Here is a 17,205-nt window from a genome sequence, read left to right on the forward strand (position 1 = left end):
GAACATCTTATACATAGTTTCTTAAATTCCGCGTGCCGGGGTAACAGGGTAGTTCCGAGATGATTTTGGAAAAACCGCTTTTTGCCCTCATTTGAAAAAGAGGCGAAAATATAGAAATATCATTTCTCGGATCTCCGTCCTTCAGCTGATTCAGCCGGACGAGCCGGGAGAGTTGGGCGACGTCGACCTGTTCACTAACCTCGCCCACGGCCGCGGTACTTTCCTTTTCCTGGGACAGTATAGTGGGAGGGGAATCCTGTCAGCTCTGGACAAGCTGGGAATCCTCGCGCAGCTAAGACAGAGGGGATTGTACAACATCTCCGTGGAGGTGGACACGTCAAGGCCCTTCCAGCATCTCCTGAGATTCTTTCATACGGAAACAGGGGAGGAACATCTCATATGCGAAGTGGTCGTGAGGCGTGCATTCTTCTCGTTACCCGAGGGGATCCGGCTTGGTAAATCCACGAAACCTTATGACATACTCATCGTTGAATGGCTCCTGCTTCAAAATCCTCTGGGCAAGTTCACAAAAGACCGGCCTCAGCTCCCGGGACAGGAGTTTCCGGGGCTAGGTCTGTCATCGGAGACATTCGAAATACTCTACTGGATCTCAAGGCGTTTGAAGACGGATGGAGTCTTGATTGTCCCGAACTACCTCCATTCCGCCATCATGTATTCCCGGGAATTCCTTTTCGTGGATCCCCATGGAGAGGCCATGCTCAAGAAGATTAAAAGAGGACTTCTGAAAACGACGGACCTGACCCAGGTTACCTGGGCGTGCCATGAAGAAAAGATTCTGGAACAGGGAAAGAATCGTTACCTGAAGTGGCAGCCGTCAGAGATGATTCTTCCCGTGTCGAAGACGATGAACGATTACTTCTATTCCATGTACTACAGGTCACAGATATCCATGCACATGAGTGATTTCGATTTTTCAGTCGAGAAAGGGTATGAGAAACGGTTCACCAGTCAATGGTTAGCAGCGTCATGACACACGCCCGTCATTCCCTTTTTGAGAATGTTATCCCCGTTCGTATTTTCAACAGTCCCCATGTCATCAAAAGCAGATCGAGAGCCTAACGTTCCCTATCCTGTTGTCGTTCTGGGTGACGGGAGTTTCCCCACGCATCCGGTGCCGCTGGGAAAGTTGAAATCGGCCAAAACAGTTGTTTGTCTGGATGGTGCGGCAAACAGAGCGATGGAACACGGTTTCGAGCCTTCCCTCATCATAGGGGATATGGATTCGTTTTTGGGTAACCCGTCCCAGTTGAGCGTAAACACTATCCGGCTGGAAAGTCAGAACACCACTGATCTGGAAAAGGCACTCAATTGGTGTGCGGAAAATGATATCAGGGAGATTACGCTTCTGGGACTCAGCGGCGATCGAGAGGATCACGCGCTGGCCGCTTTTCTTGCCATGAAGGAGTATTTTCCAGGATTGCACGTGGCGGCGGTCACTGACTTTTTTACTATCCACTACATAGAGGCTTACAGAGAATTCTCCGCGGAGGCCGGACAAAAAGTTTCTCTCCTGTCTATTCCCAATACGTCAAACTTGACCACAAGAGGTCTGAAGTTTGCATTAGAAAATGAACCGTTGGGAACGGGTGGACGCGGTATCAGTAACGAGGTCCTGAGCGGTTCATTTTCCGTTGATGTTGAAGACGGAGGGGTGTTCGTTTTTATCGCTCACCCGTTGTGAACGGGGCAATCCACCCGGCCGACCTGAGCATCGTTGTCCTCTATTTTGTCATCTTGATGGGGGTTGGCATATTCCGGTCAAAACGGCGACCGGAAGGAGAAAAGGATTATCTGCTCGTTGGCAGAAAGCTCAGTCTGCTCCCCTTCACGGCTTCCCTCGTAGCCACCTGGTATGGGGGCATTCTCGGGGTGGGGGAGTTCACCTATCTCTACGGACTCTCCAGCTGGATTGTCTTCGGTTTACCGTACTACGTTTTCGCACTTATGTTCGCCTTTTTCCTCGCCTCCCGGATCCGTTCAACAGGGCAGACCACAATACCGGATCGTTTCTATCCTCGCTACGGACGGATCCCTGGCATCCTCAGTTCCGTCTATGTGATGATTCTCTCATCTCCCGCTCCATACATTTTGAGTGTCAGTCTTATACTTCAGCTCCTGTTCGGCATTGGCCTGCTTCCCGCACTCTTGATTTCCACGCTTTTCAGCCTTGTCTATATCTACCACGGGGGTTTCCGTTCGGTCATCCGGACAGATCTGTTTCAATTCGTACTCATGTTTATCGGCTTCGGGGTGGTAGCAGCGCTTTCAGCCATGAAGTTTGGAGGATTCTCTTTTCTCAAGGAATCCGTGCCACGGCTACATTTGACCTGGACCGGTAGCCACTCCACATTCTACATCCTCGTATGGTTCTTCATCGCCCTGTGGACCTTTGTGGATCCGGGGTTCTATCAGCGATGTGCGGCGGCAGAATCACCCGCCACGGCGAAGAGGGGAATTCTACTTTCCATCGGTTTCTGGGCCATTTTTGACTTCCTGACTCTTTCCACCGGACTGTATGCTCGAGCCATATTGCCGGGACTCCAAAACCCCATGATGGCCATTCCTTCTCTGGGACTGGAAATCCTTCCCCCGGTGCTCATGGGTCTCTTCTTCGCCGGTATCCTCTCCACCATCATGTCCACCGTAGATTCCCTTGGCTTCATCAGCGCCATTACCTTTGGGCGCGACATCATGTGGCGAAACCGACCCGGGGGACAGGACTCGGTCCGGTGGACGAAAATAGGACTGGTAGTAACAGGAGCGCTTTCTCTCCTCCTCGCATGGTTTCTACCATCTGTCGTTAAGCTATGGTATGCCATTGGGAGCATAGCGGTGCCCGGACTTCTCATTCCTTTCCTCACAACGTTTCGCAGGAAAACTGTTCCCGGAATGAAGTGGTTGATGAGCCTGCCGGCTGGGATCAGCCTCGCGTGGTTTCTCGCAGGCGTTATTTCAGGAGGAGAATCGCCGGCTTATCCCTTGGGAATAGAGCCCTTTTATCCCGGCCTGGCCGTTTCCATCGTCGGGTCAGCCGTATCGGAACTTATCCGGCGGGGGTAAATTGCCTCTCCATCTCCGCACCGTACTCTCCAAGAGTCGCTGCGCCGTTACATTTTGCCCGGTGATGGAAGGCCTCTCGGGCGGCCACAATTCTGGACGGATTGCCACCCCAGGTTTTCAAGGCCTCCTGTTGGAGAGCGCGACCGTATGAGAAGCTCAGTTTCCAGGGCTTTGGGAGGCCTTCCAGCGCATTCATGGCATTGAGATGCCGCGTGGCAAGGACGTCGTTCTGTCCCCCGGACAGAAAGCAGATCCCCGGTACCGCAGCGGGCACCACCTCGAGAAAGCATTCCACTGTCTTCCTGGCCACCTCTTCAGCAGACGCCTGGACGGTACATTCGTAGCCCGATAGAACCATATTGGGTTTCAAGATCATTCCCTCTAAAGCAATCCGCTCTTCGTAGAGGGCATCAAAAACGGCATGCAACACATCTGCGGTCACATCAAAACTTCTCTCAATCGCGTGGTTCCCGTCCATAAGGACTTCTGGTTCAACGATGGGGACCAGGCCCGCTTCCTGGCAGAGGGCCGCATAACGGGCCAGGCTCTGGGCATTATTTCGGATGCACGATTGCGATGGGATTCCGTCTCCGATGGAGATAACGGCCCTCCATTTGGCGAACCTTGCCCCTACCTCGTAGTAGTCGTTCAATCGATCCCGTAGACCGTCCAATCCCTCAGTTATTGTTTCACCCGAGTGTCCCGCCAAAGGCTTGGCCCCTTTATCCACCTTGATTCCCGGAATGATACCTCTGCCGGAAAGATATTCCGGGAATGGGATTGCTCTGTCAGCCGTTGACTGCCGAACCGTCTCGTCGAACATGATGACACCGCTGATGTACGCTTCGATGCCCTCGACGGAGAATAGCATGTTCCGATAGTTCCGTCGACTCTCTTCCGTCGACTCCACCCCGATTTGATCGAAGCGCTTCTTTATGGTGGGAAAACTCTCATCGGCAGCCAGGATCCCTTTTCCTGACGCCACCATGGCACGAGCTGTTTCCTTAAGGTTATCCAGATTCATCTTTCACCGGTGTCAAGTTTCGTTATTCATTTTCTACTATGACTGACCGATCTCCCGGAGCAGATCACGAAACCAGGCGGCCTTGAAATCGAAGCGCTTTCCCCCCTCGATTCTTGAAAAACCGATGAGGCTGAGTTCATCATTATTCTCCTGGTCCAGTCCCACGACGCCACCTTTACCGTTCAGGGCGTAGTGAGCCGCCATCCCTGCCGTCTTTTCGATGAGATCGAGATCCTTTTCATTGGGTATGGCAGATCTCGCAAAGTATCCACTTTTCTGCACCAATACCTTTTCCGCCCCAATTTTTTCTGCGAACTTCTTTGAGAACCATTCTCCCGGATTGAGGTGGTCGAGGGCCACATGGCCGAAAGAATCTCTCTTCACGTCTTTCCCCTCAGCCTCAAGATCCTCCACAATCGTTTCGGTTGCCGCCCCTTCGCTGAGAAAGATATTCACACCATCCTTTCTGTCCATCATCTGTCTGAGTCGTTCCGACTCAGCTTCCAGATCCAGAGGCGACTCAGGAATATAGACTGCGTCAATGTCCCACCGTTCTTTCGTCAACAGGAGCTCCGGCAGGAACGGCTTTCTTTCCAGTCTCGAGCGATACTCCCGGGCCGTTGCCGCGGTGAGCCATCCTGATTGGCGCCCCATGATTTCGTGGACGATGAGCTGCCTCGTCCGGCTGGTGTTTTCATTCACAATGTTCTCAAAAAATATGGCGCCCTGTTCCGCCGCCGTCAGGGCCCCAAGGGACTGAGTTATGGGATGGATGTCGTTATCCACTGTTTTCGGGAGTCCCACGACAGTAAGGTCATATTGATTCTCAGCCAGGAAGGCCGAAAGCTGAGCCGCCACTGTGTTGGTGTCGTCTCCCCCTATAGTATGCAGAATCGTAACGCCGTCATCCATGAGTTGATCTGCCGCAACCTGGAATGGATCCTCCCCTTCTTTCACGAACCCTCTCTCAACGCAGTCCTCCACATTCGTCAAATTAACCCGACTGTTTCCGATGGGACTCCCTCCGTATTTTTTGAGAATATCTGCGTTTTCCCGAACCACTTCCGAGATGGTGATGCTCTGACCCAGGAGCAGCCCCCGGTATCCATGAAGATAACCCATCATGTCGCAGTCGGGATCCAGCTCAACGTACCGTTGAATCAAGGCGCCTATGGACGCGGATAGGCAGGGAGCCAGACCGCCCGACGTCAAGAACGCAATTCTTATCCCTCCTCTGGTCATGAATTGATGGCAAAAATATAGTCTTGTGCACCCGTTGGTACCAAGGATTCAATTGGAAAATCTTCAGGAGATGTTGGACCATGTCAACTCCCGACATTCTGCCGCATGTATGATAAGAAAACCCGATTATCTGAATGTTCTGTTGACACCGGTTTCAAGGCACTCTAAATTCTTAACAGAAGGGGAGCACAGATGGGCTTGGAGGTGGCGAGTGCCCACCGCACTGCCGCCCCAGGGATTGCTCCTTACCGGAAGCCAGGACAGGACGATGTCACCCGTTTCGGTTCAGCCTAGCGAAGTCGCACGCTCCCGTATGTCCCTTCCTTCGCCATTTCACCCGGATAGACAAATGTCACTGCCCCACCACCATATTATCCTGAATAGATCAGGGAGTACTAGTTTCTTTGTGTTACCACATCGTACATCTGCCCGCCCTTCCGACAAGGAGGGAGCAGGCGGGGAGGTCACATCATGAAGATTAACTGTTGGGACTTTGTGAAGTGCGGCCGGGAGATGGGAGGAACAAAGGTGGATAAACTGGGGAATTGTCCCGCCTTCACGTATACCGCTTTTCACGGTACAAACAACGGGTTTCGAGCGGGTCGATATTGTTGGTACGTGGCGGGAACGTTCCAGGACAGGAAACCTCAGTGCACGAAGGCTTCTAAGATAGAAGAGTGTTCCTCCTGCAATTTCTTCCAGTTCGTCAGGGAAGAGGAAGGCCCTGATTTCCAGCTGTAGGAGCCACACCAATTCTCTGATTTTCTGAACCACAGACTGGGTGGACAGAGATCACCGCAACATGATGGGAGCAACACGAGATTCTGGCGTGTACCATTAGATGTGGACAAAATGGAAAGACTGGAAATCAGGCCGGAGCGACTTCAACTGGAATGGATCAGTGCAGCAGAGGGTCAGAAGTGGGCCAAGACCATGAAGGAACTGGAAGAGATGCGAAGCCGAGTGACACAAGAGGAGGTTACCCATACCATGAAAGTCCTAAAAGAGGAAAGGCTCAAGTCAAAGGCGAGGCAGGAAACCGAAGAGTTGAAGAAAAAGGTACGCAGAGAATCACCTGTAGAGGCCATGGCGTGAACTACCAGTTGGCAGAAAGCAGAAGAAACAGACAAGAACCAAGATCCAAGTATCAAGGATCAAGTGCCAAGAATCAAGTAACTAATTAACCAAACCATGGAAGAAGTCAAGTTCGAATGCCAGCGATGTGGGTACGAATTCAAAGGGCCTTAAGATAGAAAGGTTCCCATAGAACGGACGTGTCCGCAGGATAAAGGAACCTGTCAAAGGAGCGCGGGGAAAGAAGCAGTAAGGAATGTTTGGTCATGAATTATCTGAGAAAGGACCGCGAACGAGAGATGGATGATCTGCGGGACTGGTTTTGCGTCTTTGTGGAGACGCCTCGGTATTGAGTCCCACACTGGGATTGCCCCCGCCGTCTACGAGCAGCCAGCAGTCTCTCGAAAGTACCCTCACAAGAAGAAAATCGGTAAGGAACTTCAAGGACGATCCACTTTCCCTTGCCGAAGTGTCACAGCTTCTCTGGGCCGCTCAGGGGATGACCCATGACCAAGAGCATCGAACATCGCCATCAGCGGGGGCGCTTTACCCACTTGAGATTTATTTTGTCGCGGGAGATGTTCATGACCTCGCCGCGGGTGTTTACCGATACCGTCCGGATCATCACGAACTGGAAACAGTGATCGAGGGAGACAGGCGGTCATCTCTCCGCAACGCAGCCTTGAACCAGGATTTCCTTCAGGAATGCCCGGCAGTTATGGTGATTTCAGCAGTTTACGAAAGGACAACCTGGAAGTACGGGAAGCGGGGGGAAAGATACATCTACATGGAAGTGGGCCATGTGGCTCAGAATGTTTCACTCCAGGCCGTATCTCTCAATCTGGGAACTGTTGTGGTGGGGGCGTTTGATGATGAGCGGGTGAGAGAGATTGTGAATATGCCCGATGACGAGAAACCCCTCTGTCTGATGCCACTGGGAAAGCCAGTTTCCTGATCGTGTAACCGGACGACATATCCCGGTAAGAAGGCAAAAGGTCAGAATCGGAACGTGGTACTTCAGACGTTTGCGTTGACCCACTGGGCGGATACGGACTTGGGTCGAGTGATGGGGGTACCGAGAGCTCTGTTTACGATCAACTGGGCGAGCATCCCCATGGCACGGGAGACACTGAAGAATACAGTATAGTATTCAAACTCTTTTACTCCGTAATGATAAAGAAGCGCACCGGATCCGGCGTCAACATTGGGCCAGAAATTGGCAATGGGGGACTTACCGGCAGCCACGCGCTCTTTGGAGTATTCCTCAAGCACCCCGGGTACTACTCTAAACACAGTGTCAACCGTTCGGAACACCGGATCATCGGGCAAATGCGTGTGGCCGAAGTCGTTGAGTCCTGTAAACCGGGGATCGGTGACACGCAACACGGCATGACCGTACCCCGGTATCACTTTTCCGGCACGCAAAGTATGGAAGGCCATCTCACTCACCTGTTCTTCCGTGGGTATGCCATTGAATTTTTCCATCAGTTCCAGGATCCATTTCAGGCACTCTTGATTTGCAAGTCCATGGAGGGGACCCGCCAGACCATTGAGACCCGCCGAAACTGCGTAGAAGGGATCCGAAAGAACCGAGCCCACCGTGTGACAGGTATTGGCGCTGACATTCCCACCTTCATGATCGCAATGGAGGGTGAGATAAAGACGTATCAATTTTGCAAAGTTCCCCGTGGGATCGTCGATTCCGAGCATCCGTGCGAAATTCGCGCCCCAGTCGAGGCTCTTGTCATAAGGAATGATGTCACCCTTGCTAAACCTGATGCGGTACACTCCCGCGGCAATTCCGGGTAACGCGCCGAGAAGTCTGAAAGCGTCTTCCAGCATCGCTACCCAGTATTCGGTTTTTTTCATTTCCTCATCATAGGCCTTGCGAAAGGCAGACTGGCGTTCCATCACGAGAATCCCTGTATCCAACATGCACATGGGATGGGAATCCTTCGGCATCGCCCTGAGAACATCCCAGACATACGAGGGGACATCGCTTCTTTCGGCCAGCTGTTCCTGAAGATCCCTCTTCGCCTCCTCATCGGGCATCTCCCCTGTCACAAGAAGATGGAACACCTCCTCCGGCCAAATCTCCTTGATCTGAAGAAGCGGGTGACCACGAACGATCAAGCCTTTGTCGGGCTCAACCACGGAGGTATCACATATCATACCCTTAATTCCCCGCATACCACCATAGGCCTGCGACACGGTGACTTCAGAAATCACCTCCTTTCCATACTTTGTAAGAATGTCCTTCTTCTCTTTACGCCATAGGGGGACTTTCTCTTCGAGTATAGTCTGTAAGATCGACATCGTTTCCTCCTTCATGCCTTGTGGAACGAACATCTGGATTTGAGAATCATGAGACTGCGCAGCCTATAACTGACAACTCCTCCCATACCAGGAATCAAGAAAGCGAAAAATGACACCAAATGGTGCTCCTAAATTTAACTCCAAAGGTCAAGAACTGAAAGACTAAGAATACCTTTTTGTCCTGTTCTCAGGAAGCATATCAAATCCTTTGATGATTGTATGATCTCGATATTGCACCGTAGACTTCCATGGATTAAACTCCATCGCAGTGTCATGGCGGACTTATCTAAATCGTGGTTTCTTCCGTACTTTTCTTGGTCGCAAGAAAAGTACCAAAAGAACTCCGGCTCAAAAATAATTTGGTTAAGGCTGCCCTCGTCCAGAGGAATCAATTGAACTCCTCCCCCGATGTTGCAGGGGTCGTCATACAGCAATTGATTCTTATCTCTGGCCGAATTCAACCTTCCTTTCACCAAATTATTTTAAGGCCGTTTTCTTTTCTCATGCGACACCCATAAAAAATGGCATAAAAATAGTCGCGCCACGGAAGGAAGTGGGCGTGCACGGGGAATAGGATGAATTACTGTCTGACCCCGATAACAATCGGGGGAGTTTAATTCATCCCCTCGGGCTCGACCAGACCCGGCGCAACTATTTTTCAGCCGAGCTTCTTTTCCAGCGGTTTTCTTACGACTAAGAAAACCGCGAAACAAAACCCTGGTCAAGATAATCTAACAAGGGGAGTATCCTCACGATGGGGGTGAAAGAGACGCAAGTTCACGGGGTAGTATTCAGACTGGACGATCGCCACAAGATTCCGCATGTTTCGCTCTTCCAATCATTGTTTTGACGCACGTTGAGAAGATAATAAATTGCGCGAAGAATTGACCTCTCCGAACAGGTAATTTGAAGGGGGTTCGTCTCATGGCTGAAACATATACCATCAGGAAAATCCTGGTCACCACAGATTTCTCCGACTATTCCAAATATGCATTCACGCACGCTGTCGCCATTGCGGAAAAATTCAAAGCCGAACTTGTAGTGATTCATGTGATCCAACCAACTATTACGCCGGCCGATTACGCGTGGGTCGCTCCACCGACGACCCTTCAATCCGAGCACGAGAAAAACTGCCGTGAATCGCTGGAAAAACTTGTCAGTGAAGTGATTCCCGAAGGAATCAAGGTGGATACGCTTCTGGCGCACGGGGCGCCCCTTCGCGAGATAATTGACACGGTGAGAAAGAAGAAGATCGACCTCATCGTTATGGCCACGCACGGTCTCGGAGGATTGAGCCACGTGCTGTTCGGCAGCACCAGTGAAAAAGTGGTCCGGAAATCGCCGTGTCCCGTGCTCACCGTTCGACACCCTGAACACAAGTTTGAGATGCCCTAGTTTGCCCTTCCCATTTGAATATTCTTCTGGGATTCACTGGCGTATGGGAGTTTCATAACTTATGAAGTTCACAACAATACTCATGTTCATTTCGCTGTTCGCGCCTCTCAAGGGACTCGGGGAAACCAAGCAACAGAAGCTGTCACTCGCGTGGTTTGGCTTTTCTCAGATCACCATGGAAGCGGGTGACGGACTGGCGAAAATGGCAGATAAGAGCGATAACGGTTTAAGATTTGGTGCGGACCGGGTCCGTTTCGGTTTCAGGGGCAGATATGGCAATACGTTCAGTAAACTGCAGGTGGACTTTAACCGAAATGATATTTCTCAGGTGACTGCTGGTATGCCAGAAATCATCAAAGATGCAGAAGTTGGGTATACATTTGGTCATGTCACATCTTTCAAAGTTGGCATGTACAAAACCCCCATGGGCATGGACTTCAACACTTCCGGCACCAAGCTGGATATCACAAAGCGTGGTATGGAAAAGGCGCTTGTTCTCGAACGTTCTCTCGGTGCGATGGTGAGCGGGCGAGAGATTGGCCCCGGTTTTGGCTACGATCTGGGATTCTTCAACCCGTCGACCCGCAGCATGGCGGTAGATGGTGGCACGGCGGGCGATGAGTACAGCTATGCCTTCCGGGGACACTACGATAGAGGAAAAACCATCCATGCTGAGACTTCCTACGGCTTGAGTAAGGCCGCGGGTGGCGCAGGAACTGAGGATTACAGTGCCTGGGATGCCGCAGCCTCCTACAAAAGTGGACAGATCACATTAAAAAGTGAATACATCGCTGGGAAGAATATTGGGGGTGTTGATGAAGACAATCAGCAGGTCTGGTTCTTTCACGTTGGGTACCAAGTCACGCCCATGTTTGAACCGGTGATCAGGTACTACCAAGGGAATACCAAACCTGGCGGCGGCAACTTGAGCAACACTTTTGTAGGTCTGAATGTGTTCCTGAATCCGCTAGAGAGACATACCGCGCGTATTCAGCTGAACTACGTAGTGACAGGTGGAAACAAAGACGCCTGGACAGGCCTGGGCGGTGTCAAGGACGATACTTTCTTGGGCCAGGTTCAATTTGCCTTCTAGATCTATCCGGAAAGGACAGCCCTTTGTTTTACAGCACTCTTTTCAGGTCAAAGGGCACGACGTTGATTCCCTACTTGGGTACGCGAGCGTCGCTTTCTTGGCTCCCTTCTTGAATGATTCAACGGCGTTTAACTGGTAGTGTAATGGAGAATAGGACGCCCTCCTGCCTTCAGGAGACATTTGGGAGTTTCAAACGTTAAGGGATAGAGTCTTCCGGCGACCCCTGCCGTAAGTGTGATGGCTTTCATAGAACTACTTCATGAATCTCCTTTTCAACTCATAGCGAAAGATAGGACTCCCATACTTTTGACGCATCGATAGATTTCAGGCAAATAAGAGGTTCTTCAGAATTCTCACACACATTCTTTCGGCAGGGACTGCAGTAGACGTTTTCAGTAATGACGATTGTTCTCGATCCCAGAGGTGCGGTTCGGGAAGGATCGCCTGCGCCAAAAAGAGAAATAGTTTTCAGTCCAAGATTTGCCGCTATATGTCCCAGTCCCGTATCGGTACTGATGGCACCGTCACATTTCGAAATGAGAGCAATGCTCTGGCGCAGGGAATAATTCCCACACACGGACCTGGCTCCATTTCCTCCAAGCCTTTCTATAAGAGAATCGCCCACCACTTTGTCTGCCGAGCCCCCTATGAACAGAAGTAAGTGACCGGCATCGATCGCCAGATCAAGTATCTTCTCCCATTTTTCCATCGGTACACGCCTCGATGGTGCCACGCTTGACGGAAAGACAGCGATGGGTTTTGTTAATCCGAGTTGTGTCAATTCCGCTCTTGCCCATTCTTTCTCCTCATCCGAAACCTGGATCCCAGTAATATCCTCCTTTGGACTGTGACTTTTATCCGATAGAAGGCTCAGGTATTCAACGGAGCGATGCACTGATTTCATCGAATGGGAGACCGCTTGGGAGAAGAGGAAAGACCGGTATTGTCCCCGGAAACCAATCCGTTCCTCTGCACCTGAAAGCCAAGCCAAATAGGCACTTCGCCATGAATCAGGAAGAATGAAAAACATATCCAAGCCCGACCTTCTTAATCTCCTTCCCGTTTTGGTGGTCGAGATTCCGCCAGATACAGCGTCACTTTCCAGCACCACAACTTCGCCAATAAAGGGGTGATTCTGAAAAATGGCCGAAACCCATGACTTCGCAACGACAACCAGTTCATCTTGTGGAAATTGCAGGCGACATCGGTTGACGAATAGAAGGGACATCACCGCATCGCCCACCCAATTGGGAGAATGGATGCCAATTCTCACAACTTCCCCTATTCCTTCAATTTCAACTTCATGGCCTCAGCCCACGATTCGTCCGAAATGAACGGGGATCATAAGCCTAACGCAATTACAAAGTAACAACAGGGCAGGACAATGCCAAGAGACCTGGAACCACGACTACCTCCCCTGTCATTACGCTTGTTTTCCATATACCAACTCTCTAAACTAAGCGACAATATCCATACTGAATCAACTTTACACATGGGAGGTTTAGCAAGCGTGGCAATTCAAATTAATGATCCGGATGATAAGCTAGGTGTACTTATTCCGGGCTTAGGTGCTGTTGGAACAACATTCATCGCTGGTGTGGAGCTTGTCAGACAGGGATTCTCTAAACCTATTGGCAGCTTGACCCAAATGGGGACAATTCGTTTGGGGAAACGGCCGGAAAAGAGAATTCCTCTGATAAGAGATTTCGTGCCTCTGGTAGAACTCAAAGATATTGTCTGCGGAGGATGGGATATTTATGAAGACTCGGCTTACGAGGCAGCGACAAAAGCTAATGTACTTTCAAAAGAAGACAGAGATTCGGTGAAGGATTATTTGTCCGAAATTACTCCGATGAAAGCCGTTTTTGATCCCAACTACGTAAGAAAACTCAGTGGCAATCATATCAAAAAAGGTCGCACGAAATATGACCTTGCTCAAATGCTCATGGATGATATTGATAGTTTTACCTCAATACATAAATTGAATAGTCTCGTCATGATATGGTGTGGATCAACAGAGATTTACATTGAAGAGGAGTCTGTGCATAAGTCCTTAGAATCCTTTGAAAAAGGATTGAGAACAAATCATCCTGCCATTGCTCCCAGCATGATTTATGCGTATGCGGCGCTCAAGAAGGGAATCCCGTTTGCCAACGGCGCTCCAAATCTGACAATTGACTTTCCTGCCATGTTGGAATTAGCGAAAATGAATCATGTCCCGGTTGCAGGAAAGGATTTCAAGACGGGTCAAACTCTGATGAAGACCATTATTTCACCGGGACTCAAAGCTCGTCTCCTTGGCGTGAAAGGCTGGTTTTCCACAAACATATTGGGCAACCGTGATGGAGAAGTGCTGGATGATCCAGAATCCTCAAAAACCAAGGAAATAAGTAAATTGGGAGTTCTGGATCATATTTTACAACCTCAACTCTATCCTGATCTATATGATAATCTGTATCATAAAGTTCGTATCAACTACTACCCTCCATCAGGAGACAACAAAGAAGGGTGGGACAATATCGATATTTTCGGGTGGCTCGGGTACCCCATGCAGATCAAAGTCGACTTTCTTTGCAGGGACAGCATCCTGGCGGCCCCTATTGTATTGGATTTAGCCCTTTTTCTGGATTTGTCTAAACGCGCAATGCTGGAAGGGATCCAGGAGTGGCTTTCGTTCTATTTTAAAAGTCCAATGGTACCTGAGGAACTCTACCCGGAACATGATCTCTTCATTCAGCTGAAGAAGCTGAAAAACACTTTACGCTGGATGATCGGTGAGGAATTAGTTACTCATTTGGGCAGAGAATATTACGATGAGTAATATTCCAGCGGTAATAATTGCTGCCGGTAGCGGAAGTCGGATTGAAACACGACATAATCAGGTTCCTAAGACGTTGCTTCCCGTCGACTCTGAAAATCGGATAATTGATCTAATCATACAATCGCTCCGGCAGGCAGACATCACAGAAATAATAATAGTTACTGGATACAAAGGATCGCTTTTAAGAAAGGAATTGGGGAATGGAAAGAGTCACAATGTTACCGTCTGTTATATAACAAATCCTGGATGGAAGGAGCCAAACGGTATTTCAGTTCTGGCAGCCTCGCAAGCGGTAGGTAACCGGGAGTTCATTCTGGTTATGAGCGATCATCTCTTCAAAGCGAAAACGGTGTCTAAATTGAAGTCTTTCCCGCTCAGCAACGGCGGAGCGGTAGTGGCTATTGACCGGGCAATTCGGCAGATATACGATATCGATGACGCAATGAAATTGAAAACAGAACAAACAGGTCAACATTATTTAATTAAAGCAATGGACAAGAAGTTAAAACGCTATGATAGTGTAGATTGTGGACTTTTTAAAGGAACACCGGAGATGTTTACTGCTCTTAAAATCGCAAATAAAAAAGGACGCTGTTCCTTATCCAACGGTTGTGAAGAACTAATCAAGATGAATAAGCTCTTAGGTTGTGACATTACAGGCGATTTCTGGATTGATATTGACACCACTTCCGCACTGCAGGTTGCCAGGGAATCCTGGAAGAAGGATAGACTCTCTCAGTAACATTACTCGATCTTTAGAGTGCAGGGGCAAGGCAGTTGGCTCATGCTGAAGCTTTACTATCTGGCAAGTGATGTATACCAATATTCCCATATCAAACTACTTTACCGAGAGATCGGTGGACAATTTGTTGTCCATAAACCACGAGCTCTGTTTCATCTGAAGCGGAGTTTTTGGCGATTCCAGAGTAAGAACCCATCATACGGGTTGTTTCGACTGCAACCCAAAACAATAATAACAAAATATTTTGACTATAGTTCTCTTGAAGGAGTGTTAGTTTCCACCATAATGCATGGTATGAAAAGAAATCCTGCGAAATTGGTGACTGTTTTTGTCGGGCATGGGACCGGAGATAAGCCCTACAGAAAGGGGGAGGTAAATCCTTTCGATTATTATTTCATTTCCGGAAATAAACACCTCCAAAAGATCAGAGAATCAGTCACGCCAAACATTAGTGAAGACCAACTCGTTAAGATTGGCAATTTGCACTTTGATGATTTTATTAATGGTAGGATAGACAGGGGAGAAGTCCTTGATCAAATTGGAATTCGCGACCGTGCCCGCCCGATTATTGTGTACGCTCCCACCTGGAAAGACTGGGGTGGCGGTACTCTGCTTGATCATAGTTATCAGTTTATTGAGGAGTTTGACAAAAACTATAACCTGATTATCCGCCCACACTATTATGACTGGAGGTACCTTCCTCCAATCAAGGAATTCATCTCCCACCATAAATACAAGAATGTATATATGATAGATTCTAATAATATGGGTCTAACGGGTACTACGGAAAACTTGTCGATTGCTGATCTTCTAATCTCGGATACATCTTCAATAATGTATGAGTTCTTAATAATGCAGAAGCCGATAATAGTAATAGATGTGGAACAGGAGCTTACTCCAATGCCACCGGAATTGGACCTGAGACAAGTGGTGGACCATTGGAATGGTAAAGGTCAAATCGAACCCTTGGTCAAAGAGAATACTGAAACAAATAAATATGCAAATGAATTGCGGAAGTTACTTTTCAACTGTTTTGAATATAATGATGGCAAGTCAACTCAACGAGCTGTGGATTTCTTGAACACTCTGCTTTAAGCTTAAATATCTCTATCATTTGACTAGACTACTCTTCAAAATCGAATTCATTTACCACAAAGCAGCCATGGATCCCATCATTGCTGCTTTTTCTGCAGATGAGAAATATGACATTGCTATGTCACTTGGGGAGGAACCATCCAGGAAGTGGGGACTGTTCACTGTGTCGAAGAAACAGAATTTCATAGATCATCTCAATACTGGTGAGCTGAGATTAGCAGATGAGAATGAGGTATTTGACATCGTTATTGTTGGCGACACAATCCGCGATGCAAGCAAACTCGGAAAAACTCTGCTCTGCTTTGTCAACCACGGCACTGGCATTAAGAATGTTCTTTATCGCAACCTGAGGCGGGATAGTGGTACAAGATATATGATATTCGTTGAAGGTGATTATCGGGTGGAAAAACTTGTCGAGTCCGGAGTGTTGGGCGAAAGTGAAGTTTTCAAAATCGGATTACCGAAGCTTGACCCCTATTTCGATCCTGACGTTTTCAATCGTGAAGAAATCCTTATGAAATATGGACTTGATCCTGGAAAAAGGACAATTCTGTTTGCACCAACCTATAAGCCAACCTGTATTTACGACGTAAAGGACCATATTTTTGCTCAGACTACAGATCACAACCTGATTATCAAGCTTCATCATTACAGTTGGATGGGGAAATATGTTTCTCACAGGCAGCATCGTGTTTTCGAGCGACGGATTGATAGATATTCTCATGCTGTCCTTGTGCCCATGCATGATCACAATATCTTGCCGCTGATGGCAGCAGCAGATACATTGATAAGTGAGGCTTCAAGTACGGTATTCGACTTTTTGGGCCTGAGCAAATTTGGAATAATCTACGATTTAGATCATGATAGATTGAAGCACTCCAACGGAGAACATATTCTTGCTACCGACAACCGGGAGTTTCTCAGGGGAGCATTCGTCCATATCAATAGTCCTGATATGATAGAACACGCGGTAAAACGAGCATTGAATCCGACCGAGGAGATGGTGGAAAAAGCCAACCGATACCGTGACTATTACTTCTACAAATTGGACGGCAGAGCATCAGTGAGGCTCAAAGAAACAATCGAAAGGCTACTATCGGAAGGGACACATGTCAACGAACCGTAGCTACCCCTCTTTCCCACAGAATCACGGCCGTTGGTTGGTGAAATGAGCCAGTCTCTCATTAGTCCATTCGTGTCCGTTATTATCCGGTCATACAATCGATTAGAGTATATTCTTGAACTCATCGAAAAGTGTTTGAGCCAGGACTACGATAACTACGAGGTGGTTGTTATAGACCAAAGTAATAAAGCTCAGTGGG

16 protein-coding genes are annotated in these 17,205 nt (G+C 48.8%); 12 read left to right on the plus strand and 4 right to left on the minus strand.

Annotation, left to right across the window (positions count from 1 at the left end; translation table 11 throughout):
- The first annotated feature begins 172 nt into the window (after positions 1 to 172).
- Genes V3U24_00195 through V3U24_00205 form a run of 3 tightly spaced genes read left to right on the plus strand, consistent with a single transcriptional unit; the run spans position 173 to position 3,081 of the window.
- Positions 173 to 991, plus strand: coding sequence for a hypothetical protein (locus tag V3U24_00195; GenBank protein MEE9165871.1), 819 nt, complete (start codon positions 173 to 175; stop codon positions 989 to 991).
- Between the two features lie 60 nt (positions 992 to 1,051).
- Positions 1,052 to 1,702: a thiamine diphosphokinase gene (locus V3U24_00200; protein MEE9165872.1), complete on the plus strand. Its 651-nt coding sequence runs from the start codon at positions 1,052 to 1,054 to the stop codon at positions 1,700 to 1,702.
- On the plus strand, positions 1,699 to 3,081 hold the full coding sequence (locus V3U24_00205) for a sodium:solute symporter family protein (protein MEE9165873.1): 1,383 nt from the start codon (positions 1,699 to 1,701) through the stop codon (positions 3,079 to 3,081). The genes V3U24_00200 and V3U24_00205 overlap by 4 nt, the downstream gene beginning before the upstream one ends.
- Here V3U24_00205 and V3U24_00210 read toward each other — a convergent pair.
- On the minus strand, positions 3,065 to 4,105 hold the full coding sequence (locus tag V3U24_00210; protein MEE9165874.1) for a class I fructose-bisphosphate aldolase: 1,041 nt from the start codon (positions 4,103 to 4,105) through the stop codon (positions 3,065 to 3,067). The genes V3U24_00205 and V3U24_00210 overlap by 17 nt on opposite strands.
- 36 nt (positions 4,106 to 4,141) lie before the next feature.
- Positions 4,142 to 5,347, minus strand: a complete 1,206-nt coding sequence (locus V3U24_00215; protein MEE9165875.1) for a pyrophosphate--fructose-6-phosphate 1-phosphotransferase — start codon at positions 5,345 to 5,347, stop codon at positions 4,142 to 4,144.
- 471 nt (positions 5,348 to 5,818) lie between these two features.
- Here V3U24_00215 and V3U24_00220 point away from each other — a divergent pair, with 471 nt between their 5' ends.
- The 3 genes from V3U24_00220 (at position 5,819) to V3U24_00230 (ending at position 7,376) form a co-directional block, all read left to right on the plus strand.
- Positions 5,819 to 6,088 (plus strand): hypothetical protein, encoded by a 270-nt coding sequence (locus V3U24_00220; protein ID MEE9165876.1) that lies wholly within the window; start codon positions 5,819 to 5,821, stop codon positions 6,086 to 6,088.
- A gap of 36 nt (positions 6,089 to 6,124) precedes the next feature.
- The gene (locus V3U24_00225) at positions 6,125 to 6,442 is read left to right on the plus strand and encodes a hydrogenase iron-sulfur subunit (protein ID MEE9165877.1); all 318 of its coding nucleotides are present in this window, start codon (positions 6,125 to 6,127) and stop codon (positions 6,440 to 6,442) included.
- A 328-nt stretch (positions 6,443 to 6,770) separates the two neighbouring features.
- Positions 6,771 to 7,376, plus strand: coding sequence for a SagB/ThcOx family dehydrogenase (locus V3U24_00230; protein ID MEE9165878.1), 606 nt, complete (start codon positions 6,771 to 6,773; stop codon positions 7,374 to 7,376).
- A 62-nt stretch (positions 7,377 to 7,438) separates the two neighbouring features.
- Here V3U24_00230 and V3U24_00235 read toward each other — a convergent pair whose 3' ends face one another.
- Positions 7,439 to 8,737 carry a citrate (Si)-synthase gene (locus V3U24_00235; protein ID MEE9165879.1) on the minus strand — a complete coding sequence of 433 codons (1,299 nt, stop codon included), beginning with the start codon at positions 8,735 to 8,737 and terminating at the stop codon, positions 7,439 to 7,441.
- A gap of 924 nt (positions 8,738 to 9,661) precedes the next feature.
- Here V3U24_00235 and V3U24_00240 point away from each other — a divergent pair.
- Positions 9,662 to 10,132, plus strand: coding sequence for a universal stress protein (locus V3U24_00240; protein MEE9165880.1), 471 nt, complete (start codon positions 9,662 to 9,664; stop codon positions 10,130 to 10,132).
- Positions 10,133 to 10,193: 61 nt separating this feature from the next.
- Positions 10,194 to 11,225 (plus strand): porin, encoded by a 1,032-nt coding sequence (locus V3U24_00245; protein ID MEE9165881.1) that lies wholly within the window; start codon positions 10,194 to 10,196, stop codon positions 11,223 to 11,225.
- A gap of 277 nt (positions 11,226 to 11,502) precedes the next feature.
- On the opposite strand, the gene waaF is transcribed toward V3U24_00245, so the two are convergent.
- Positions 11,503 to 12,498: a lipopolysaccharide heptosyltransferase II gene (gene waaF / locus V3U24_00250; protein MEE9165882.1), complete on the minus strand. Its 996-nt coding sequence runs from the start codon at positions 12,496 to 12,498 to the stop codon at positions 11,503 to 11,505.
- Positions 12,499 to 12,717: 219 nt separating this feature from the next.
- Between waaF and V3U24_00255 the strand changes: the two genes are divergently transcribed.
- From V3U24_00255 to V3U24_00270, 4 genes are all read left to right on the plus strand, one after another.
- On the plus strand, positions 12,718 to 14,046 hold the full coding sequence (locus V3U24_00255; GenBank protein MEE9165883.1) for an inositol-3-phosphate synthase: 1,329 nt from the start codon (positions 12,718 to 12,720) through the stop codon (positions 14,044 to 14,046).
- Positions 14,039 to 14,788: a sugar phosphate nucleotidyltransferase gene (locus V3U24_00260; GenBank protein MEE9165884.1), complete on the plus strand. Its 750-nt coding sequence runs from the start codon at positions 14,039 to 14,041 to the stop codon at positions 14,786 to 14,788. Before V3U24_00255 ends, V3U24_00260 begins: the two co-directional genes overlap by 8 nt.
- A 318-nt stretch (positions 14,789 to 15,106) precedes the next feature.
- Positions 15,107 to 15,883 (plus strand): CDP-glycerol glycerophosphotransferase family protein, encoded by a 777-nt coding sequence (locus tag V3U24_00265; protein MEE9165885.1) that lies wholly within the window; start codon positions 15,107 to 15,109, stop codon positions 15,881 to 15,883.
- Between the two features lie 19 nt (positions 15,884 to 15,902).
- Entirely contained in the window at positions 15,903 to 17,009 is a 1,107-nt protein-coding gene (locus V3U24_00270) for a CDP-glycerol glycerophosphotransferase family protein (GenBank protein ID MEE9165886.1), read from the plus strand.
- The last annotated feature ends 196 nt before the right edge of the window (positions 17,010 to 17,205 follow it).

The organism is Candidatus Neomarinimicrobiota bacterium, from assembly GCA_036476315.1.
Lineage (GTDB): Bacteria > Fidelibacterota > Marinisomatia > Marinisomatales > S15-B10 > JAZGBI01.